At 68.5% G+C, this 20,476-nt stretch carries 21 protein-coding genes, 5 tRNA genes and 1 pseudogene; 13 read left to right on the top strand and 14 right to left on the bottom strand.

From position 1 onward, the window contains the following. The 4 genes from AC21LY_RS18580 to AC21LY_RS18565 form a co-directional block, all read right to left on the bottom strand. Positions 1–1,257: GMC family oxidoreductase (locus AC21LY_RS18580; RefSeq protein ID WP_489048036.1), on the bottom strand; the 1,257-nt coding region annotated here is incomplete at its 3' end. Between the two features lie 886 nt (positions 1,258–2,143). After that, a complete protein-coding gene (locus AC21LY_RS18575) occupies positions 2,144–2,671 on the bottom strand; it encodes a hypothetical protein (RefSeq protein ID WP_489048035.1) in 528 nt (175 codons plus the stop codon). 331 nt (positions 2,672–3,002) lie between these two features. Next, a complete protein-coding gene (locus AC21LY_RS18570) occupies positions 3,003–3,620 on the bottom strand; it encodes a DUF3885 domain-containing protein (RefSeq protein ID WP_489048034.1) in 618 nt (205 codons plus the stop codon). Between the two features lie 941 nt (positions 3,621–4,561). Beyond that, positions 4,562–5,152 carry a hypothetical protein gene (locus AC21LY_RS18565; RefSeq protein ID WP_489048033.1) on the bottom strand — a complete coding sequence of 197 codons (591 nt, stop codon included), beginning with the start codon at positions 5,150–5,152 and terminating at the stop codon, positions 4,562–4,564. Between the two features lie 315 nt (positions 5,153–5,467). On the opposite strand from AC21LY_RS18565, the gene AC21LY_RS18560 reads away from it, so the two are divergent. From AC21LY_RS18560 to AC21LY_RS18550, 3 genes are all read left to right on the top strand, one after another. Continuing rightward, a complete protein-coding gene (locus tag AC21LY_RS18560) occupies positions 5,468–5,677 on the top strand; it encodes a hypothetical protein (protein ID WP_489048032.1) in 210 nt (69 codons plus the stop codon). After that, the gene (locus tag AC21LY_RS18555) at positions 5,674–5,832 is read left to right on the top strand and encodes a hypothetical protein (protein ID WP_489048031.1); all 159 of its coding nucleotides are present in this window, start codon (positions 5,674–5,676) and stop codon (positions 5,830–5,832) included. Before AC21LY_RS18560 ends, AC21LY_RS18555 begins: the two co-directional genes overlap by 4 nt. Before the next feature lie 513 nt (positions 5,833–6,345). Beyond that, complete coding sequence (locus AC21LY_RS18550) at positions 6,346–6,483, top strand: helix-turn-helix domain-containing protein (RefSeq protein WP_489048045.1); 138 nt, start codon at positions 6,346–6,348, stop codon at positions 6,481–6,483. 327 nt (positions 6,484–6,810) lie between these two features. Here the strand turns inward: AC21LY_RS18550 and AC21LY_RS18545 are convergent, their stop codons facing one another. From AC21LY_RS18545 to AC21LY_RS18525, 5 genes are all read right to left on the bottom strand, one after another. Beyond that, the gene (locus AC21LY_RS18545) at positions 6,811–8,148 is read right to left on the bottom strand and encodes a flavin monoamine oxidase family protein (protein WP_489048030.1); all 1,338 of its coding nucleotides are present in this window, start codon (positions 8,146–8,148) and stop codon (positions 6,811–6,813) included. Beyond that, entirely contained in the window at positions 8,145–8,750 is a 606-nt protein-coding gene (locus AC21LY_RS18540; protein ID WP_489048029.1) for a TetR/AcrR family transcriptional regulator, read from the bottom strand. Before AC21LY_RS18540 ends, AC21LY_RS18545 begins: the two co-directional genes overlap by 4 nt. A gap of 151 nt (positions 8,751–8,901) precedes the next feature. After that, positions 8,902–9,084: a hypothetical protein gene (locus AC21LY_RS18535; RefSeq protein WP_489048028.1), complete on the bottom strand. Its 183-nt coding sequence runs from the start codon at positions 9,082–9,084 to the stop codon at positions 8,902–8,904. After that, positions 9,081–9,323: a helix-turn-helix domain-containing protein gene (locus AC21LY_RS18530; protein WP_489048027.1), complete on the bottom strand. Its 243-nt coding sequence runs from the start codon at positions 9,321–9,323 to the stop codon at positions 9,081–9,083. Before AC21LY_RS18530 ends, AC21LY_RS18535 begins: the two co-directional genes overlap by 4 nt. 297 nt (positions 9,324–9,620) lie before the next feature. Continuing rightward, positions 9,621–9,692, bottom strand: a tRNA-Val gene (locus tag AC21LY_RS18525). Positions 9,693–9,952: 260 nt separating this feature from the next. Here AC21LY_RS18525 and AC21LY_RS18520 point away from each other — a divergent pair. The 3 genes from AC21LY_RS18520 to AC21LY_RS18510 all read left to right on the top strand — a co-directional run bounded on the left by AC21LY_RS18520 (position 9,953) and on the right by AC21LY_RS18510 (position 10,237). Continuing rightward, positions 9,953–10,025 (top strand) — tRNA-Gly (locus AC21LY_RS18520). Positions 10,026–10,042: 17 nt separating this feature from the next. Then, a tRNA-Cys gene (locus AC21LY_RS18515) sits at positions 10,043–10,116 on the top strand. Positions 10,117–10,165: 49 nt separating this feature from the next. Next, positions 10,166–10,237: transfer RNA gene (locus AC21LY_RS18510), tRNA-Val, on the top strand. 124 nt (positions 10,238–10,361) lie between these two features. Here the strand turns inward: AC21LY_RS18510 and AC21LY_RS18505 are convergent. The 4 genes from AC21LY_RS18505 to AC21LY_RS18490 form a co-directional block, all read right to left on the bottom strand. Continuing rightward, the gene (locus tag AC21LY_RS18505; RefSeq protein WP_489048026.1) at positions 10,362–10,622 is read right to left on the bottom strand and encodes a hypothetical protein; all 261 of its coding nucleotides are present in this window, start codon (positions 10,620–10,622) and stop codon (positions 10,362–10,364) included. Positions 10,623–10,638: 16 nt separating this feature from the next. After that, on the bottom strand, positions 10,639–11,058 hold the full coding sequence (locus AC21LY_RS18500) for a hypothetical protein (protein WP_489048025.1): 420 nt from the start codon (positions 11,056–11,058) through the stop codon (positions 10,639–10,641). Between the two features lie 59 nt (positions 11,059–11,117). Further along, a complete protein-coding gene (locus tag AC21LY_RS18495; RefSeq protein ID WP_489048024.1) occupies positions 11,118–12,326 on the bottom strand; it encodes a hypothetical protein in 1,209 nt (402 codons plus the stop codon). Between the two features lie 381 nt (positions 12,327–12,707). Then, entirely contained in the window at positions 12,708–13,112 is a 405-nt protein-coding gene (locus tag AC21LY_RS18490) for a hypothetical protein (protein WP_489048023.1), read from the bottom strand. A 194-nt stretch (positions 13,113–13,306) separates the two neighbouring features. Between AC21LY_RS18490 and AC21LY_RS18485 the strand changes: the two are divergent. The 5 genes and pseudogenes from AC21LY_RS18485 (at position 13,307) to AC21LY_RS18465 (ending at position 16,950) form a co-directional block, all read left to right on the top strand. Continuing rightward, positions 13,307–14,211 (top strand): annotated as a pseudogene (locus AC21LY_RS18485) (acetoacetate decarboxylase family protein). Between the two features lie 96 nt (positions 14,212–14,307). Then, positions 14,308–14,380, top strand: a tRNA-Gly gene (locus AC21LY_RS18480). A gap of 118 nt (positions 14,381–14,498) precedes the next feature. After that, complete coding sequence (locus AC21LY_RS18475) at positions 14,499–14,837, top strand: hypothetical protein (protein ID WP_489048022.1); 339 nt, start codon at positions 14,499–14,501, stop codon at positions 14,835–14,837. Between the two features lie 104 nt (positions 14,838–14,941). Further along, a complete protein-coding gene (locus AC21LY_RS18470) occupies positions 14,942–16,504 on the top strand; it encodes an acyl-CoA carboxylase subunit beta (protein ID WP_489048021.1) in 1,563 nt (520 codons plus the stop codon). A gap of 137 nt (positions 16,505–16,641) precedes the next feature. After that, positions 16,642–16,950: a metal-sensitive transcriptional regulator gene (locus AC21LY_RS18465; protein ID WP_489048020.1), complete on the top strand. Its 309-nt coding sequence runs from the start codon at positions 16,642–16,644 to the stop codon at positions 16,948–16,950. Positions 16,951–17,139: 189 nt separating this feature from the next. On the opposite strand, the gene zapE is transcribed toward AC21LY_RS18465, so the two are convergent. Next, on the bottom strand, positions 17,140–18,165 hold the full coding sequence (zapE, locus tag AC21LY_RS18460) for a cell division protein ZapE (RefSeq protein WP_489048019.1): 1,026 nt from the start codon (positions 18,163–18,165) through the stop codon (positions 17,140–17,142). A gap of 60 nt (positions 18,166–18,225) precedes the next feature. Here zapE and AC21LY_RS18455 point away from each other — a divergent pair, with 60 nt between their 5' ends. Continuing rightward, positions 18,226–18,837, top strand: coding sequence for a dihydrofolate reductase family protein (locus AC21LY_RS18455; protein ID WP_489048018.1), 612 nt, complete (start codon positions 18,226–18,228; stop codon positions 18,835–18,837). Between the two features lie 36 nt (positions 18,838–18,873). Then, on the top strand, positions 18,874–20,427 hold the full coding sequence (locus AC21LY_RS18450) for an alpha/beta fold hydrolase (protein WP_489048017.1): 1,554 nt from the start codon (positions 18,874–18,876) through the stop codon (positions 20,425–20,427). Positions 20,428–20,476 lie beyond the last annotated feature (49 nt).

Here is a 20,476-nt window from a genome sequence, read left to right as displayed (position 1 = left end):
GCCGACCAGCATCGCGTCCAGGTCCTCGGGCGCCTCGAAGTAGTTCGGCTCGATCGACGGGTGCCAGTCGGGGTTGTCCGAGCGCAGCCGCAGCCTGCCGCGGCTGGCCACGTTCACGAGCGTGGGCCCGCAGACGAAGCCCCGCTTGGTGGGCTCGTGCAGCATGTTGTCGTAGAAGCCCGAGGCCATGACGTGGTACTGCAGGTCGGGCAGGTCGAGGTCCTCGCGGGAGCGGAAGAAGCCGCCGGCCTCGCCCGCGTTCGACGCCAGCGGCCCGGTCCCGCGGACCTTCCAGCGCAGCAGGTTCTGCAGGTTCTGCGCCTCCATCAGATCGGTGGTCCCGTGCGTCTCGAAGATCACCGGCACGATGGGGTGGTCCTGCAGGTTCTCGCCCACGCCCGACAGCGCGACGCGCACGTCGATGCCGTGCTCGGCGAGATGTTCGGCCGGTCCGATACCGGAGAGCATCAGCAGCTGCGGCGAATTCACCGCGCCGCCGCAGAGGATCACCTCGCGGCGCGCCTTCGCCGTGTGGTCGACCGCGCTCTGCCGGAAGACCACCCCGCAGGCGCGGTCACCGTCGAACTCGATGCGGCGGGCCGTGGCACCCAGCGCGACCGTGAGGTTGGGCCGCGACCGCGCCGGCTCGATGTAGGCCTTGTCGGTGGACCAGCGACGGCCGCCCTTGCAGGTGACCTGGTAGCGGCCCGCGCCCTCCTGCTCGGCGCCGTTGAAGTCGGGATTGCGGGCCATGCCGTGGCTCGCCGCGCTATCCACCCAGGCATCGACGAGGGGGTGGGTGTACACCCGGTCCTCGACGTTGAGCGGCCCCGTCGTGCCGTGGAACCGGTCGGTCAGGCTGGTGTTCCCCTCGGCCTTCTTGAAGTACGGCAGCACCTCGTCGTACGACCAGCCGGCCGCACCGTAGTCGTTCGCCCACGCATCGAAGTCACCGTGATTGCCACGGATGTAGATCATCGCGTTCATCGACGAGCAGCCGCCGAGCGCCTTCATCCGCGGCCAGTACGCGGGCCGGTCATCGAGGTGCTTCTGCGGCGTGGTGGTGTAGTTCCAGTCCCACTTCGTCTTGAACAGCGCGGAGAAGGCGAGCGGGATGTCGATCTCGTCCGCATCCGCCTCACCACCCGCCTCCAGGAGCAGTACAGACACTCCCGGATCCTCCGTCAGCCGCGCGGCCACCACCGCGCCCGCACTGCCGGCCCCCACCACAATGTAGTCGTACTCAGCGTCTCGCAACGAACGCACCTCATTCCTGTCGACCGCGCATGTCTGCGCGGCACCACAACTGACTTCGAAACCACTCATGCCTGCCCCGCAGCAGGCCGAACGCAGCGAAGTACTGCCAGCACGCCCCACCCTGGGCAGCACGATTCACCGGCCCCGCGCATCGTTCGGCAAGTCATGCCCCACAGACGTCGTAGCGTGTTCGCGTAATTTCTGACCTCTGGTCTGACGCCGCGCTCCGCGCCTCGATGCAGAGCGGTCTACCGAAGTAGTGCAACAGTGAAGCGCGGCACCAGCAATACTCACAATCGACCTGATGCTCGGAGACACCTGAGGCGGTGCGGCGCTGAAGAATCCATCACCGCACCTCGACTGACGCCTGTCCCGTTCAGGGTGACGTCAAACCGCCGTCGCCTGTAGTCGACCTCTTCGACCAGCGCGTCTGCTACAAACAGGCCTCAGCGTTGTCATTACCGTAACGAACTACAATCGTTCCGGCACTGTCGCGCCCCTATGAGATGTGACACCGACACGTGGCAATGGTCACGCGCGCATCTCGAGCTTCTCCAACTCGCCTGGAAGGACGCGAAGCGCGTCCGCACGCTGACGTCGCTACACCGGGAGCGGTTCCGGGAATCAGCCCCTCAGATCGCGAAGCCGGGGCGCGAAGTGTGGTGGAAGAGGGCGACACCCGACTCACACGCCGCCGCGGCACACAGGACGAGTTCGATGCGGCGTGGGACGCCGTCGTGCGCCGCCAGCCCGAAGCCGTCAGCCCGCTCGTTGACGACAGGCTCGGTGACAACGTCTCCGTGTCGACGTGCATCGACACGGCCATCCGGGCGGGCGTCGCCACCAGGGCAACGTGGGCTCGGGTGTTCCGGGCTCCGGCGCCATGTCAGATTTCTCGCTGTGGCCGCGGCGCGAACACGCGGCTCCACACCTCGCGGACGGCGACGCCGATCAGCACCAACGCGAACACCGCGGCGATGTTCAGCTGAAGCTCCATCCCGTGCCGGTAATGCCGCGCTGCGAGGATGATCGCCGCGCCCGCGACGGGCGTGAGTATCGCCGCCACGCCGGCGGGCCAGCTACCGACCGCGACAGCCTCGACCACCGCTGCGATCACGGTCACGGCCAGGGCGACTGCCGCGACGGACGCCACGAGGTTCGCGCTGTAGAAGAAGTCGGTCACCGGCGGCTGATCGGTGAGTGGCTCGTAAGCCGTCCAGCCGAAGTCGGTGTGGCCGAGTCCGACTCCGAAGATCGATTCACTGCTGTAGTCGGCGTAGCGGCGCGGGCGATCGAACGAATTCAACTCCGCCATGAGCACGCCGACGACGAACACCCACCATGACACGGCCCCGGCGGCGCGGGCGATGCGCGCGGTGCGGTAGCGCCCGCTGGTCAGCTCGACGAGGCTCACCCGAACACCGGAATGCCGTTCGGCCCGATCCGAGGCGGTGACATGAAGCACGGCGGAACGCCTGGCGCGTACGGTGACATGCACGGTTGCGGGAAGCACGGCTGGCCATTCCAGTTCGAGGGCTGATTCCGCGGGCACACCGCCATCGGCTCGGCACCAGCCGGTGCTGCTACGGGGAGAGCTACAGCCACAGCGAAAAGCATCGACGCGAGGGCGGTGCGGATGGTTGTCGGCAGCATTCGGCGCGGGAAGGAACGGCGTCGGCGGCGGCATGGACGTCACACTAGCGAACTCGCTGAACTGTGTGGGTGTGTCGCAATCGAATCGGCCTTCACAAACCGCACGGATCGCTGGGCAACCAGTCGGCGTGACGAGTTCGAAGAACTTCCACAGCGGCGCGGTCGGGGGCGATGACGTCACATCCGCCGTCGTAGGGGTGATAGAGCCAATCCAGCGTCGGTGGGCAGAGGACCACTTCGCCGGTGCCGAAGTCGGCGACCAGAAGGAGCAGTTCGCGCAGATTCTTGGCGGAAAGCGAGGTTCTACTCAGGTGCAGATGAATCCAGTACTGATCGTCAAGATCGCTCAGGTCCTGTGGAAGTGTCTGCCAGTACGCGGCAGACGGCATCGCCGCGGCAAGTGCATCGTGCCTGTCGACCGGGCGCTGAGAGTCCGAGAATGCCGGCGTGATTGCCCGCAGATCATCCACCGACGTCCCCGCAAGCGAACTCAGCTCCGATAGCAGGGTGTGGTGTCGGTAGAGCAGTTCGTCGTACTCGGCCTGGTTGTCGGCGTAGCGTTTCGAGTCGGGGAGACTATGGAATCGCACCCACGTCGAGGACGCTGAACACCGCAACTCGTTGCCGATCGGCCGATCGTTCGGTCTCCGTGAGCGCCACATGGCGTCGAAGGCCGCCACATCCTGCACGCCGAGTCGAGGGGCTGTCATCCGCTCACCGTAGCAACGCTGTTCGCGTGTTTCCGCCTGCCGCGCTGTCGGTGGAATCGCTCGATGTACAGGGACTCGAGAGCGCGCTCAAGCATTTCACCCGACGCCCACCCCAGAGGATATGGCCTGCGACTCAGGCAGTGACGGCTGCGAGTAGGGCCACGTCGGTGACGCGAAGGTGGGGCGGTTCCGATGTCTGCAAACGAAGCTCGCGGGCGATCAAGAACAAAGGGAACGTGAAGCCGCCGGCCGTCCGCGGAGCCGATGGAATCGCGGCGGGGACAGTCGCAGAGTTCGATGGGGGCGGCCTCGGACATGAGCCTGTCTGGACTCAGTGTTCGAGCGCGTGCTAGCGAAACGGCCGGGCGACAGGTACGGGTCATGCTCGGAATTCGTCGACGCTCTGCGCGCAGCGCTTCGCGATCAGCGCTCGGCGACGGTGCCCCCTTTGCGCCGAGCACGCCGACGTCGCAGTACGAGCCAACCGCCGTGCGTCCGGACCCAGGCGACGTACCCGTGGCGCAACCTCAGCGGGGCGGGAACAGGGGGCCGCTCGTCGCGTTGTCGGCCGCGGTCATGGAGCCGCGCCGACACTGACGACGGAGACTGTGCCAGCGGCCACCACCGCGACGACTACGCCGCCGACGCCGAGAGGCACGTCCGAGACCACCGAAGCTCCGCCGCAGACCGCAACAGCGACCACGACACGCCCGCTGGAACTCGGCCGCTACTGCCCGCCCGCGGATTACGGCAAGATCTCAGCCGACGGCTCGCTTGAGTGCAGTCCCCTGAATGGCGGGTACTGGAAGAAGCGAGGCAGCGACGGGTAGCCGTGCGGCCAGCTTACGCGACCCTAGCGGCCTGCCGGGGCCCGGAAAGCGCCGCTCTTGAGCGCCGCGGACCAGCGTCGAGGGGGTCTCGCGCCCCTGCAGTTCGGCGGCTCAACCGAATACGTCCGGGTACCGTGCGGCAACGGGATTGTCCCGAAGCCAGATTGCCGTCTCCGCGATATCGGCATGAACATCGCTGTAGACGTCGACGTAGCTGCTGCGGTCCCCAGACGCGGTGATGTGTTGAAGAGTGCCGTCTCGAACGATCAGCCGCTTGACCGGGTCGAGCGGCCACGACAACCCATTGACTAGGTCGGCCTGGTCGAACGTCCAGCGCGTGCCCTTCTGACTATCGAAAGTCCAGACCTCCCCATCGAGTGTGACGAGTCGGAACGACTTCGCATAACGCTTCTTGAAAAGCTCGCCGACGTCCGCGCTCAACAAAATTCCGTCGGGAGACTTCTTTCGGTTCACTAGGTTCGCGGTAAGACTTCCAGGCTTGTACGGTAGCCGGAAGCGACGCGAGGGCGTTGTTTGTGCAAGAAAGCCAGCGAACTCCATAATCAACTTCCGCACCTCGGGGGCAAGCCTCGCGGCGTCGGCCGCGTTCTGGGCCGCAACGGCGCGACCTGGCGCCCCCTTCTTGTGAGCGTCGGTCCTGGCCGCGCTGGCCTTACCGACCGCTTCGTCGAACAGACTCACCTGCTACACCTCCGGGTAAGGGTCCGTTAGGGGTACAAGACGCCCTACGCTGGGATGCTCTAACCAAGTATGTCATCCTTCGGCAGGTACGCGCATCGTTTGGCTGATCGATTAGTGCTTCCGGTTGTCTCGGGGCGCGCTGAGGCAAGCATGGAGTTTCACCCACGTAACCCTTATCAGGTCCGAAGTTGCAACTCGGGGTCTTACACCCGTCGGCCTTCACTAGGAGCATGCTGCGCGGCTTAACGTCTAGCGAAACACCTTGTGACTGTATACCCCCTACCCGCGGTGGTGGTCGCCTGCCAGAGTCCGACGGTGAGCATCACCCAGATCGCCGGCCACTGCATCGTCCGTCAGCTCGGTGCTGGCGGTATGGGGCAGGTGTTCCTCGTCGAGCGCCAGCGGCTCCCGCGTCAAGACGCGCTGAAGCTGCTCGACGCGGGTGTCTCGCGTAACGCCGACTTCCAAGCCCGATTCACGCGGGAGGCCGATCTCCTCGCGCAGCTGTCGCCCCCAACATCGTGACCCTTCATGACCGAGGCGAGTTCGAGGACCGGTTGTGGATCACGATGGAGTACGTCGACGGCACCGACGCGGCCGAGCTCGTGAAGATGCACGGCGCCCTCGACGCCACCCTCGCGCTGGAACTCGTCACCGGAGCGGGCGCGGCGCTGGACTGATCGTTGTGCCAGCGGTGCCGAAGGAGAAGATCGCGCCAGACCCAGTCACCGAGCGGCGGGCAGCGGAGCCGGCGGATGACGCGGAGGCCACGTTCTGGCCGTCGCCGCGACGGTGCTCGGCGTCTACGTGAGCCGGTCGGGCGGGGACGAGGTACCCGCGGCCGTGACGAGCTCGACAGCCACGGTGCCGCCTGTGACAGTGAGCGTGATGCCGACGACGACCGCAGTTACGAGCACCAAGCCGACTACGACGGCCGCCGCAACCCCAACCGTCGTGAAGTGCCTGGAAGGCACTCCCGGACCGCCTCTTTGGAGTGACGGTGAGATGCGGTATTCCGAGTACTGCTACAAGAAGAACGGCGGGCCTGCGGCCTCGAGGGCGGAGGAGGCCGCCAACGCGCCCACCACCGGAGTTAGCAGCGCAACGCGATGCAAGGCCCACATCATGCAGGGCAACTACCTGTTCGACGGATTCGGTGCTACTCAGGCTGAGTCGTACCGGGCGGCAGTTGCATCGGCCGCAACCTACGGGTCTTACGCGATGCCGAGATCTTGCGGCGCGCCCGCGACGGCGAGTCCAGTCGCGAGATCGCGAGCGCCTTGGGGATCAGCCCCAGCACCGCTCAGAGGGTCATCCGGCGCGCCGCGTAGGCGCAGACCGACGTCTCGGCTGGTGTTGTCGCTCGCGAGATCCAACGATTCACTGCCGTGAGGTCGCCGACGTTGGGTAACAGGCGTGTGCGTCTCCGACATCGCGAAACGACTCGAGCTCGTCTGAGTTGGCTCGCACAGGGAGCGCCCATCAAACCTGCGCCGGTGCTCATCCGGCTCAACGCAACCACAGCGCGGGCAAACGTCCACCGCTAGCGTTCTACCGCGTTAGTCCGACGCAGAGAAGGTCAACGAATTCCGTCCGGCGCACCTGTATAAGCGAGTTGGCGCGCAATCGATCCCGACACATGCAGGCCAACAAGAACATCACACCGTTGTCAGCGCGGCGAGAACCTCGTTGGCGGCACGGTGCCCGGCGGTGACGGCGCCCTCCATCGCGCCGTGGAAGACGGTCGCGGTTTCGGTGCCGGCGAAGTGGATGCGCCCGACCGGCTGCGCTGGTGTCGCGCGGCTGCTGGTCCAGCTGCCGGGTGGCTGGAACCCTGCGAAGCAACCGGGCGACCACGGGTCCTCGTTCCAGACGTGGATGTGGCTCTCGGTCGGCGAGAGTGCTTGCGAGCCGAAATAGCCGGCCAGGTCGGACAGGACGGCGTTGAGGCGGTTGTCGGGGGTCTGCGCGAGTAGGCGGCGCGCGTGGCCACCGACGACGAACGCGGCTAGGACGCCTTGGTCGTCGGTGGAGAGGTCGAAGGTCGCGTTCACGACGTCCTCGCTGGATACACTCTTGCCGCTCAAGCCGGCTGCGCGCCAGAATGGCTCGGGGAAGGTGAGGTGGTACTTGAGGACCGTCCCCGGTCGGGAGATCTGCAGGTGCTGGGCGCGGCCCTCGGGCAGGGGCGGGTCGAACGTGAGGGCGGCTGCGTGTGGTGGCGGTACCGCGATGACCGTTCGCCTCGCCCGCCACGCCCGCTCCCCCGCCCGCACCCTGACACCGTCCCCGTTCGAGCTCACCGCCGTGACAGGCGCGGATAGGACCGGACGCATCGGCAACGTCGCAGTGAGGCGCTCGCACAGCGTCGACGCGCCATCGACGAAGCGGAGTTGCTGCGCTCCGCTCGAGCGCATGTACCGGCGGAAGCCTCCCGCGGAGCGGATGCACATCAGCGCGTGCAGCAGGGAGATCTCGTCCATGTCGGCGGCGAAGATCGACCGCATCGCTGCCTCCAACAGCCCTAGACCTTCGCGCGGCAGTCGCGCTGCGTCGAGCCAGTCCGCTACTGATCGGCCGTCCAGGTACCGTGCCAAGCGCCCAGACCACGGCGCCCCCGGGGCGACGGTGCGGGCCAACGCGTTCAGAGTCGCCAGACCCGCCACCGTGCCGAGCAGATTTGTGGCTCCGAAGTCCGGCAGGTCGCCGCTCCAGCGCCGCTCTGGTCCGTCGAACCGGCCGATGTGGATACCCTCGTCCCACGTCGGAATGAACTCCAGGCCGTGCTTCTCGGCGAGGGCAAGGATCGAGTGCTGATGCGGCCCCACGAACTCGGCCCCGTACTCGACGGGATGCCCGAACGTATCTGGAACGGTGCGGATCCGGCCACCGATCCGATCGCGTGCCTCGACCACGGTGACCGACAAGCCCGCCGCCACCAGGTCCGCCGCGGCCGTCAGCCCCGACAGGCCCGCACCCACATCGACCGGGCTCATCGCCGAACCCCCTCAGCCGTCGCGATGTGTGCGACCAGCGCGTCCACCGCGAGCCGGTGCGCGGCATCGACGCGACTCCGATCGCCCGTCGCGAACAGATCCAGCAGCAGTCCACGATGCACCGCCAGCAGCGACGTCGCCACCTCCTCCGCATCGCCGCCCCCGTAACCGCCGTCGACCAACGCGCGGGAGATCGCGCCGACCCATCCGTGCACCGTCCCGTTCAGGAACCCGGGCAGGCGAGCCGGGTCCATCAGCGCCATCCCGTACGCCTCGAAGAACAGTCGCCCGTAGGCCTCGGACTCGGCGCTGGTGCTCGCCCTCCAGAACCGGTCCACTACCTCCCGCACAGGCAGCCCCGCGCTGTCGGCGACCCACTTCTCCACCTGGACCTGCTGACGTTGCCGCACGCCGTCCAGCGCCGCCGCGACCAACTGCTCCTTGGACCCGAAGTGATACACCAGCATCCGCGCGCTCGTCCCCAGCGCGGCAGCCAGCGGCCGCAGCGACAGGTCCGCTAGCCCGTGCGTGTGGATGTAGTCCATCGTCGCGTCCAACAGCACTCGTCGGCGATCGTCCTTGTCGGCGATCTCGTCAGACATGAGCACCCCTCGGTTCATGTAACACTCGTTACAGAAGAAGATGAAACGAGTGTTACATCGACGGGTCCAAGCTGTCAATGCCCGCGCCATGACTGCGCCGTCAACGTCGGATCGAACTCCGCCTTGCGCACAGGTCAGCCCCAGATACTCCTCAGCCCCAGATACTCCGCCAGCCCCGTAGCCACGCCCCGGTTTCATCAGGGTGCATCCCGCGCGGGCACCAGGTCTCCGCGTCGTCGCCCGTCACCGGCACACCGCCAGCACGCATGGTGCGGGCGACATCACGGCCGGCGAGGTAGCCGTTGGACTGTGCGAGCTCGTCGTAGTTGCTCATGTGGACGCGCACCTCGTCCGATCAGGCCGGACCGGCTCGCCGAGCCGTTCCAGGTCAGCGACGGCCACCCGCAAGCAACCGCTCGGCATCTTGCGGGCGGCGAGGCGGGCATCGTTGATCCACCGGCGGATGGTCCAGTGGCTCACGTCCATCAGCTGTGCGGCGTGGTCGATAGAGACAAAGGAAGGAGCGCCGCCCCCGACGGCGAGGGCTGACAGGTCGATCTTCGAGTTGGACAACGGTGGCTCCAGGCATCACGCAGTGATGCTGGTCCGCCCTCGGCAGCCCCGTCCGCGGCGGGGGCCGAGCGATCCACCAGCGGCCTGGCACTCGCCTGCACGTCGCTCGTGGCAACGCAGCCGCGCGCGGACTCGCGACCTGTCACGATTGTGCAGGATTAGCGGCAACGCCGCGCTCGATCAGGTCGCATTGCCTTCGGCGTGTCGGCAGGAGCAGTTGCCACTCCGTGGGGACCATGTGGGTCCCGAATCCTCCACGAAACGAAGAAAACCGCCTGTCACCAGGCGGTTTCTCGGTGGTCCTAGCTGGGATCGAACCAGCGACCTTCCCCGTGTGAAGGGGACGCTCTCCCACTGAGCCATAGGACCGAACTCGCGCCGACCTCCCGTCTACCAGGGGGCCGAACGAGAGAGAACACTAACACGATCGCTGAGCGAAAGGGTAATCGGGTGCCTCACCAGCGATTACAGTGCGACTCCGTAAGCCTACGAGGTTCGAGATGCGCCTCCCACCACGCCGACTGCCTACGAAACATGGGGTGACCTGCCGATTTGGCAGAGCGCGCGATGTTCACGTAATGTTCCCTCTCGCACCGGGAAGGCGCCCACAGCGCCGGTCCGGACGAAATGCGGATGTAGCGCAGTTGGTAGCGCATCACCTTGCCAAGGTGAGGGTCGCGGGTTCGAATCCCGTCATCCGCTCGAAGTGGGCTTACCGTGGCGGTGTGGCCGAGTGGTGAGGCAACGGCCTGCAAAGCCGTGCACACGGGTTCGATTCCCGTCGCCGCCTCCAGCACGCTCAGCCACTCCGCACCGGAGCGGCTGAGCACCACTTCATGCAAGCGCGATTAGCTCAGTGGGAGAGCGCTTCCCTGACACGGAAGAGGTCACTGGTTCAATCCCAGTATCGCGCACAAGAAGAAACCCCCTGCTCGCAGGGGGTTTCTTCGTATCTACGGGCAGTGCCGTGCCAATGCACGTCGGAGCCACGACCTTCGCCGGCCACGTCGTCGACACGATCGCAGCGAAGCCGTCTACCTACCGTCGGGGATACCGATCCCCGAACCTGCTCAGCAGCGCCACAACGACGACGGCGGCGACCATCCCGAGTCCGATGCTGCCCACGGACCACAGCGACTTCTCCGCGCTGTCGCTGGCAACCTGACGGTCGCACTCCCACAGAGCGCCATAGATGCAGAGCAGGCCCACTCCGACCGCGACGAACCACGTCGCGATGGCGAACCGCGAGCCCCGGCCCGCCCGCCCACGCCTACCGTCTCTCCGAACAGATCCGATCATGTCCCGGCCCCTGCAGTCACTGGCGCGGCGGAGGCGGCGGAGTGGGGGTGTCCGGCTTACGGACGTCCGGTCGTTCAGGGCGGGACGGCGAGGTCGGCTCGGCATGGACGTGCTTCGCCGTTTCGTCGAGCGTCGAGCTCGCCGTATCGGTGACGGTGGTCGGATCCTGGTTCGTCTCCTGTTGACTCTTGGCGAGGCTGTCGAAATTGGCGAAGCTCCGCTCGAGGAATCCCTTCGCGATCGCCAGGCCCACCGCGGACTCCTCGCTGACGATCTTGGGGTCCTGCGGCTCGTCGGGAATCCCCTCGAACAGTTCGGGGTCCGCGCGCTCGCGGATCGACCACTCACCGGGGATGAAGCTGTGGATCGTCGACGCAGCCTGTGCGGCGAGGGAGCTCTCCTGTGAGGATCCGTCGAAGATGTTCTTGAACAGCATGTGCATGCTTCCTTCCGTTATGTACCTGCGGTACCCGGCGCTCGTGCGCGATGCCGGCGTCAGTACTTGTAGAGGTGGGCCTCGTTGGAGTTGTGGTTGCTGCGACCTGCGAGAGTGAGGGTCTCCACCTCGAAGGCCTCGTGTTCTCCGGCGAGCGTGGACACCACCTCGGCCCAGCCCTTCTGGGCGTACTCGTCGCCGTACGTCGCGATCCCGAGGACCCGGATGTCGTAGACCGCGATCTGTCCGTAGCGGGGCAGCTTGGTATCGCCGCTCGGGTCGAGGTTCTGCACCTTGGCCCGGTCCTTCGCCGAGCCGATGCGTCCCGGCAGTCCGTTGGGCAGGCTCTCGAGCTCGACGGGCTCGGGATAGTAGAGCGCGACGTATCCGTCGAACGCGATCGGGATCGTGTAGTCGTAGCGCCGGACCTGGCGACGCTGGGTGGCGCGAACGACGACACGGGATCCCACAGCGCCGCTGAGCGTCGAGGACTGCTTCCACCCGGTGGTGAGCGTGCCGCTGACCTCGCTGGTGATTCCCAGCGTCAGTTCGGAGCACACCTCGGCGGTACCGGTACCCGTGCTCGTGGTGGTCGTGGTGTCGGTCTCCGAGGACATCGACTCCTCGGACGCGCAGCTCTCCCCACCCATGTCGTCCTTGTGCGCGTGCAGGATCTCCTCAAGGATGTACCACCCCTCCTCGGTCAGCGCCGTGCTGGATCGGCTCTGCTGTTCGAGGGAACTGGACGCCTTGTCTCCGAAGGTCAGTTCGACGCACCCCTCGAGCGACCACGAGATCTGGTTCTCGATCGAGAACTCGACCGTGTTCTCCCAGCGCATGTCCTGGGGGTCGGTGCGGTTGACGTAGATCTGCTCGGACACCACGTCGGGTCGCGGCTGGACGATGTCGCTGCGCTCCTCGATGAGCGGCTCCCCCTTATTCAGGTAGGCGAACCAACCGCGCTCCTTGGCGGTCGGCTCGGTGACCGGGAAGTCTCCGTATCGCACGTTGTTGATCGAGAATCCGGTAGGCAGGACGTAGCGGTCCTCGCCCTTGTCGTTCTTGGTTTCGGCCTTCGCCCGCACCAGTTCGCCTGCGTCGAGATCCCCGTGCAATGCTCCCGCGGTGCCCGCGAGACGACGGTTCTTCCAATCGAGGATCTCGTTCTGCCTGCCGGCGATATCGAGTTCGGCGAGATTGCGCTGGGTCAGTACGTATCGAATAAATCGTGAGGGGATGTAGGTCGGCCCCATCGGGTTCTCCGCCATCGGCGCGATCCTTCCTTTGCGTGCGTTCGCTTTCCGCCCATCCGCTGTCTTCGGTCCTGGGCGACGGTTCGCTGTGCCCGGACAACGATCGCGCAGCTCAGCGGCGCCGCGTCGCTCGCCGCTGCGTGATCGATACGGCACAGGGCGTGCGCCTGCCGTCCTCGGCCGGCAGGCGCGTTCCGGGCGATTCCGCGACCGGCCGATGTATCGCCGGTGTCCTCCGCGTGAATCACTTACCGACGCTAAGCATCGAAGGGTGCACACACAACATGCACCTTCTATGAAATGAATCACCCCTACTGACAGAACAATCCGACCGCGATATGCGCATATCGCGGTGAATTCGTCGCGCAGAAGCTGAAACGACGGCGGGCGGCTGCGTCAGTCCCGCACGGGCAGACCGTGACAGGAGCACCGCGGTCGCGACTCCTCGTCGACGATGGCCGGTGCCGGTTCGGGCCGCTCGACATCCGCCGCCGGCCGCGGAGGACGCCGGCCCGCGAAGAGTTGCACGATGTAGAGCGGCACGCCGATCACGCCCGCCACCAATCCGAGCGCACACAGCACGAGCGTGGCCTCGAGGGGAATCGCATCGACGAACGCGGTGCCGACGGCGCCGGCGATCAGCGCCACGCACAGGCCGTTCCAGAACAGGGCGCGATCGGTCGCGCGCGAGGAGCCTCGGGTCGGCACGGGCACTCCCGACAGTCGGATGCACGACGGGCCGAGCGGCTGCAGCCCCGGAAGAAGACGGTCCCGCCGGTGCGAGCCGTCGGGCCTGCGCACGCGACGCACCACCATCCTAGCCGGTGGCGGCCGTCGCCGCCCCGGAGCACCGTCGGCCTGACGACGAAAGAATCTGCAGCCCAGGGTGATCCACAGCAAACACGGCATACCCACCCTAAAGGTGTTGACGGTGCTTACATCGCACCCTATGCTCATGTAAGCAACGCATACATCGAGAGCAGGAGCCGAAACCCATGACCGCAGCACCGGACACCGTCGAGGTCGACCTGGGCGGGCGCACCGTCCTCGTCCCGAAGGGCGGCCTGTACGACCGCTTCCGCATGGACACCCGCTCGACGAGGTCGCAACGGATCCGCGCGTCCCCGGCGTCGACTTCTTCCGCGCCCTGCCCAAGACGCGGGTGGACTCCCCCATCGGCGCCACGCGCACGCCGAACTTCTACTACGCGATGTCCTCCGCGCGGCTGACGATGCTGGCACCGACCGCCGCCATCCGCAGGCGCCTCCCGGAGGAACTCGCGCCCCTGGAGGTGCTGCCCGGCCTCGGCCTCGCCTCGGTCATGTTCTTCCGGTACGACGTGTGCGACATCGACTTCTACACCGAGGCGGCCGTGGGCGTCGCGGTCCGCCCGGCCCGGCACGGCGCGCCCGGGCTCGCCGACCTCGCCTCCGCGCTCGGGGACGATCACCTGCACTCCTACGTCTTCTCGTTGCCCGTGAACACCGAGATCGCGCAGGTCCGGGGCCACGACGGCTACGGCTTCCCCAAATGGGTCACCGATCTCGACGTCGACGTCACCGGCGCACGCACCACCGCCCGGATCGCCAACGCCGACGGTGCCGTGGACGTCGCCTTCTCCGCCCGCACCCCGCGCCAGAAGGTGCACGCGAGCGGCGAGAAGGTCTCGACCCTCACGTCCTACACGCAGCGCGAGAGCTCCTGGTTCGCCACGCTCAACCAGACCAATGTGCTGGCCGACGGTTCCGCGCTCCTGCCGCGCGGCATCGACCTCACCCTCGGCGCGGGCCGCATGTCCGACGACATCCGCTCGCTGCAACCGATCCGGCCGATCCGGTTGGACGTCACCACCCGGGCGCAGGCCGCCCTGCACATGCCGGTCCCCGTCTCCGTCCGCTGACGGCACCGCCCGCCGCCCGCCGCCGAGGCGGGCGCGACCTGGCGATTCGCGCCCGGGCAGAACATTCGTGTAACTTATTGCTCGCCTCGAAGGCACGCGGATGTAGCGCAGTTGGTAGCGCATCACCTTGCCAAGGTGAGGGTCGCGGGTTCGAATCCCGTCATCCGCTCAAGGAGCCCCGGCCGTGCACACGGCCGGGGCTTCAGCCATTTCCGGGTGCCGCGTCCACGCGTCCGCAGTAGCGTGAAGGCCGACCGCGAACGATCGTCGACGGCACAGGAGCGACCATGGCTACGACGGTGACGAACGAACAGATCCAGGACCTGGTGAAGACCGCGCAGCCGTTCAGCCTGGTGCTGCTGCGCTGGGGGCCACGACGCGAGCAGGACGGCGCGGACGCGATCGAGCTGGAGCACCAGAGGCGCATGGTGTCGCTGCGGGCGGACGGCGTGATCGCCATCCTGTGCCCGATATTGGACGCCACCATGGCCGGCATGGCGGTCATGACGGTGTCTACGGATCGGGCGGAGGAGATCATCGCCGGCGACCCGTGCATCCGAGCCGAGATGATGCACAGCGAGGTGTACCCGTGCCTGAGCTTCCCGGGGGACTCGCTGCCGGCGTAGCGCCGGGCGCGCAGCGAGCGGCACCGTCGAACCCGAGGACCGGTGCGGTGGACGGAACCCGGCCACCTGTCCACCGGCGCGTGACGGCCTGCTAACTTCCGGGCGTGAGCGAAACGACGCCCGAGCAGGCCCTCAACGATCGTGTCCGCGCCGCCTACCGGGCCGTCACCGACGAGGCACGCGCCGAGAAGGTCGCCAAGCAGCACGCGCGCGGGAAGATGACCGCCCGCGAGCGGGTCGCGCTGCTCGCGAACGGCGGCTTCCAGGAGTTCGGCGCCCTCGCCGGCCCTGGCCCGGCGCAGCAGGGCGCGGCTCCCCTGGTCGCGCCCGGCGACGGCGTGGTGACGGGAATCGGCTACATCGACGGCCGGCCGGCGGCGATCGCCGCCTTCGACTTCACCGTGCTGGGCGGAAGCAACGGAGCCACGGGCATGGCGAAGCTCGACCGCTGCGCCGAACGGGCCCTGCTCGACGGGATCCCCCTCGTCATGCTGATGGACGGCGGCGGCCATCGCATGCAGGAGGCCCTGGACTCGCGCCTCGCCGCGCCGGGGTCGAAGCTGCTGCTGCGCCTGGCCGACCTGTCCGGGTACGTGCCGCTGGTCGCGGCCATGATGGGCCCGGGATTCGGCGCGCCCGCGAACATCTCCGCGTGCTGCGACTTCGTCACGATCGTCCGGGGCATGGGCACCATCGGCATCTCGTCGGCACCGCTCGTGCAGGCGGCCACCGGCGAGAACCTGACCAACGAGGAGATCGGCGGCGCAGATCTGCAGGCGGAGCGCGGCGTCGTCGACGTGGTCACCGACACCGAACAGGAGGCGATCGACGCGATCCGTGCCTTCCTCAGCTACCTGCCCGCCTGCGCCGACGGCGCGCCGATCAGCACAGCGGGCCCGCACGACCCCGGCGACACCGCGGAGGGCATCGACACCCTGGTGCCGTCCTCGATGCGGCAGGCCTACGACGTCGTCGACGTGATCGAGGCGATCGCCGACGCCGACACCGTCTTCGAACTCAAGCGGCTGCACGCGCCGAACATCGTGACCGCCCTCGCCCGCATCGGCGGGCGGCCGGTCGGCGTCGTCGCCAATCAGCCCCGCTTCCACGCGGGCGCCCTCGACGCCAACGCCTGCGAGAAGGCGGCGCACTTCATCGCCGTCTGCGACGCCTTCGGCCTGCCCCTGCTGATCCTCATCGACCTCCCCGGCTTCCTGGTCGGCGCGGGCGCCGAGGAGACGAACCTGGTGCGGCGCAGCGCGCGGCTCGGATACGAGCTCTCCGCGGCGACGGTCCCGCGCTTCGTAATCGTGACCCGCAAGGCCTACGGCGCGGCCTACATCGCGATGGGCGGTGGCCGCAGCATCGAGGCCGACCTGTCGCTCGCGTGGCCCACGGCGGAGATCTGCGCGATTCCCATCGAGAGCGCCGTCGATCTCGCCTTCCGCTCCCAGTACGAGGCAGCGCCCGACCCGGCGAAGGCTCGCGGGGACCTCATCACCCTGTTCCAGGCCAACGTCGACCCGCTGCTCGCGGCCGACGGTTTCGGCATCGACGACGTGGTGCTGCCGTCCGCGACGCGCCCGATGCTCGCGGAGGCGCTCGGCCGGGTCCGGCGCCGCCCGCCGCGGGTGCCGCACAAGCGGCGTTCCATCTCCCCCATCTGACGGCCTGCGGGGGCGTGGCCCGACGGTGCCGCCGCGCCGCGTCGGCGCCTCGCGGGCCGCAATCGATTTCCTACCCCAGGGGGGTATAGTGGAGGTTCGCGCCTGCGACGCTCCCGCACCAGAAGGGATCCCGACCCATGACCACCGACACCGGCCACGAGCATCATCACGGCTACATGTCCGACAAGGACGAATACCTCAAGCGACTGCGGCGGATCGAGGGGCAGGCGCGCGGTCTGCAGCGGATGGTCGAGGAGGAGAAGTACTGCATCGACATCCTCACCCAGGTCTCCGCGATGACCAAGGCTCTGCAGGCGGTGGGGCTCGGGCTCCTCGAGGACCACATGAGCCACTGCGTCGTGGACGCGGCCCGGTCAGGAGACGAGGCTGAGACGGCGGCCAAGCTCAAGGAGGCGGCCGACGCGATCGCCCGGTTCACCCGCTGAACCACTGCGACACGAGCGGCGCCCTGCGCGACCCGCCGGAATAACGCGAACCTCCTTCCCCAGGGGAACGTGTTCCCGTACAGTGGTAGAAGTCAGCGAAGTGAGATCTCTCTCACACTCCGGCACCCTCACCCATGCACCCGCCCGGCCCACACATCCCCGGGCGGGTGTTGGTGTCTACGACGGCCGTTACCGCGCCTCCGCCGAGGCGAACCGCGACAGCGCCAGCAGACGCGACGTGGCGCGCAGGTACTTCTTGCGGTATCCGCCGGCCAGCATCTCCGGCGTGAAGATCTCGTCGAGCTTCGCCCCCGAGACCAGCACCGGGATGCCCGCGTCGTACAACCGGTCCGCCAGCACCACGATGCGCAGGGCGACGGTCTGGTTGTCGGCCGGGTGCACGCCGGTGATGCACACCTTCGAGATCCCCTCGACCAGCTGCTTGTACCGCGAGGGGTGCAGCTTCGACAGATGCTCCGACAGCGCGTCGAAGGAGTCCAGGGTCGCCGTCGGATCGGCCTCCGCGATCGCCACCAGCTCCGCTTCCGGGAGCGGGTCCGGCGCGGGCGGCAGGTCGCGGTGCCGGTAGTCGGGACCGTCGACGCGGACGGACTCGAAGACCGAGCTGAGCTTGTTGATCTCGCGGAGGAAGTCCTGAGCTGCGAAGCGGCCCTCGCCCAGCTGCCCGGGCAGCGTGTTCGAGGTCGCGACGATGGACACCCCGCGCGCCGACAGCTCGGTCAGCAGGCGCGACATCACCATCGTGTCGCCCGGATCGTCCAACTCGAACTCGTCGATGCAGATCACGGTGTGGTCGGCCAGGTACTCGACGCACCGGTTGAAGCCGAGCGCACCCACGAGATGCGTGTACTCGACGAAAGTGCCGAAGGATTTCGGCGACGGGACGCTGTGGAAGATCGACGCGAGGAGGTGGGTCTTACCGACGCCGAAGCCACCGTCGAGGTACAGACCCACGCCGTGCGGCGGAGTGCTCTTCCGCCCGAAGAAACCCTTCTTGGTACGCCGCTTGGTCAGCTTGATCACGTCGTCGACGAACCGCCGGCCGATCTTGACCGCCGCCGCCTGCGTGGGCTGGTTCGGGTCGGGGATGTAGCTGTCGAAGCTGACCTCGCTGAACATCTCCGGCGGGACCAACTGCTCCACCATCTGTTCCGGCGTCACCGTCGGGTTGCGATCCACGAGATGCAGCGTCATGGGTGGAGATCATATCCGCTGGTCGCTGCGGCTTGAAATCCCGCACGCTACCGTCGTCACGTGACCGAGCCCCTGCCCGCGGACGACGCCGCCCTCGCCCTCGCCTACCGCCACCCCGAGGTCGCGGGGCGCGCCTACGTCCGCGCCAACATGATCACCTCCCTCGACGGGTCCGCGACGGCGGCCGGCCGGTCCGGCGGGCTCGGCGGCGACGGGGACCGTCGCGTCTTCCGGGCCCTGCGCGCCGCGGCGGACGTCGTCCTCGTGGGGGCGGCGACGGTGCGCGACGAGGACTACGGCACGCCCGAGCATCCGGCGCTCGCGATCGTCACGCGCGGCACCGTCGCGCGCACGCCGCGCCTCTACCCGCCCGACGGTGCCGAGCCGATCGTCTTCTCGGGGCACGGCGAGTCGGTGGACCTGCGCGCCGTCCTCGCCGACCTGTACGCCCGCGGCTACCGCCGGGTCCTCGCCGAGGGCGGCCCCGGCGTCCTCGGCGCGCTGCTCGCCGCCGACCTCGTCGACGAGCTGTGCCTGACGATCGCTCCGGTCCTGGTCGGCGGCGACGGCAAGCGGATCGTGAGCGGCCCCGACCTCCCCGCTGAGCGCCGGCACCGTCGCCACGTCTTCGGTGACGAGGAGGGCTACCTGTACACGCGCTGGACGCGCTGACGGCCCGCGCGCCCCGATCTGGCTACTGTGAACGGCATGCCCCACGCGCGCACCCGAGCACTCGCCGCCGCCGGGATCGCCGTCGGCGCTGTGGTCGCCGCGTCCGCCTGCGCACCGATCCCGGCCCCCACGCCCGACTACGTGACGGACTTCGGGCCGGGCGGCGGCGCACCGTCGAAGTCCGCGGACAAGAGTCCGTCCGGTCCCGCGTGGAAGGCCCCCGCCAAGGATCCGCTCGTCTGGCAGGACTGCACGAGCCGCGTCGCCGCGCGCTACGGCACGCCGCCGGCGGCGAACGCGAGCCTGCAATGCGCCTCGCTCACCGTTCGCGTGGGCGACGCGGGCACTCCGCTCCAGCTCTCGGTGACCCGTGCGCGGGTCCCCGGCACGCCGGACGGCGCGGCGCCGCTCGTGCTGGCCGGCGGCACCCAGTTCACCGGCCAGCGCGCCCTGGCGACCCTCGCGGCGAGCGACAGCCCCCTCCTGGCCGGCCGGCCGGTGGTCGCGGTCGAGCGCCGCGGAATCGGCACGTCGGGCGCCCTCAGCTGCCGCACGCCGACGGACCGGGCGGTGCTGCGCAGCGGCGGGACCGCGGGGGCGAGCCTGGACGCGCGGATCAAGGCGATCGGGGAGGCCGCGCAGAAGGCCGCCACCACCTGCGGTGACGTGTACAGCGCCACGATCTCCGAGTACTCCGCCACCGCCGCCGCGGCGGACCTCGAGGCCCTGCGCACCGCGTGGAACGTCCCCGCGCTCGGGCTACTCTCCGTCGGCGACGGATCGACGACCGCCCTGGCCTACGCGGCCGAGCACCCGCAGCAGGTCGCGCGGCTCGTGCTCGACTCCCCCGTCCGCTACGGCGGCACCGAGCTGCAGCGCGCCGAGGACGCCGCCCGCGGCACGTCCGCCACCGTCGACGCCTTCGCCGCCCAGTGCGGCCCGGCGTGCGCGCTCGGAGCGGATCCGGCGGCCGCCGTGCGCGGCATCGTCGACGATGCGGACGCGGGCCGCCTCAGCGGCGTGACGGACACCGATGTCCGACGGGCCGTGCTGGTCACCCTCGGCATCGGCCCGGGCGAACGGGACGCGCGGATCGCCCGCCTCGCGACGGCCCTGGCGAGTGCCCGGTCCGGCGACGGCGCACCGCTCCGGGCCCTCCTCCGCACCGCCGACGAGGCGCTCGACAGCGACGGCCAATTCATCGCCCGGTGCTCGGACGCCGTCACCAAGGCCTCCCCCGACCAGATCGCCGCGTCGGCCCGGAAGTGGGGAGCGGACTTCCGGCTCGGCGCCGCCACCGCCCTCGAGCTCGGCGACTGCTCGGCCTGGCCGACCGCGCCGGAGCCACCGAAGCTGACCGACCTGAAGGTGCGGTCCGTGGTCGCGACCTCGGCCGCCGATCCGTTCACCGCGCGCACCGCGCTCGACACCCTGACCGGCCAGCTCACCGTCGTCGGCGCCCAGCCCTGGCCGATCACGTGGGCCGGGCTGGGCGACGGTGCCGTCATCCGGTCGTCGTGCGTGCAGAAGGCGCTCGTCGGCTACCTCGACCGGCTCGACGCCCCGTCGCCCGGCGCCTGCCCGGCCTGACCGGCCTGACCGGCCTGCCGGACGGGCCTGACGTTCGCCGGCGGCCCGT

This window comes from Tsukamurella sp. II2bb (assembly GCF_057815145.1).
This window is presented reverse-complemented; position numbering and strand designations above follow the sequence as displayed.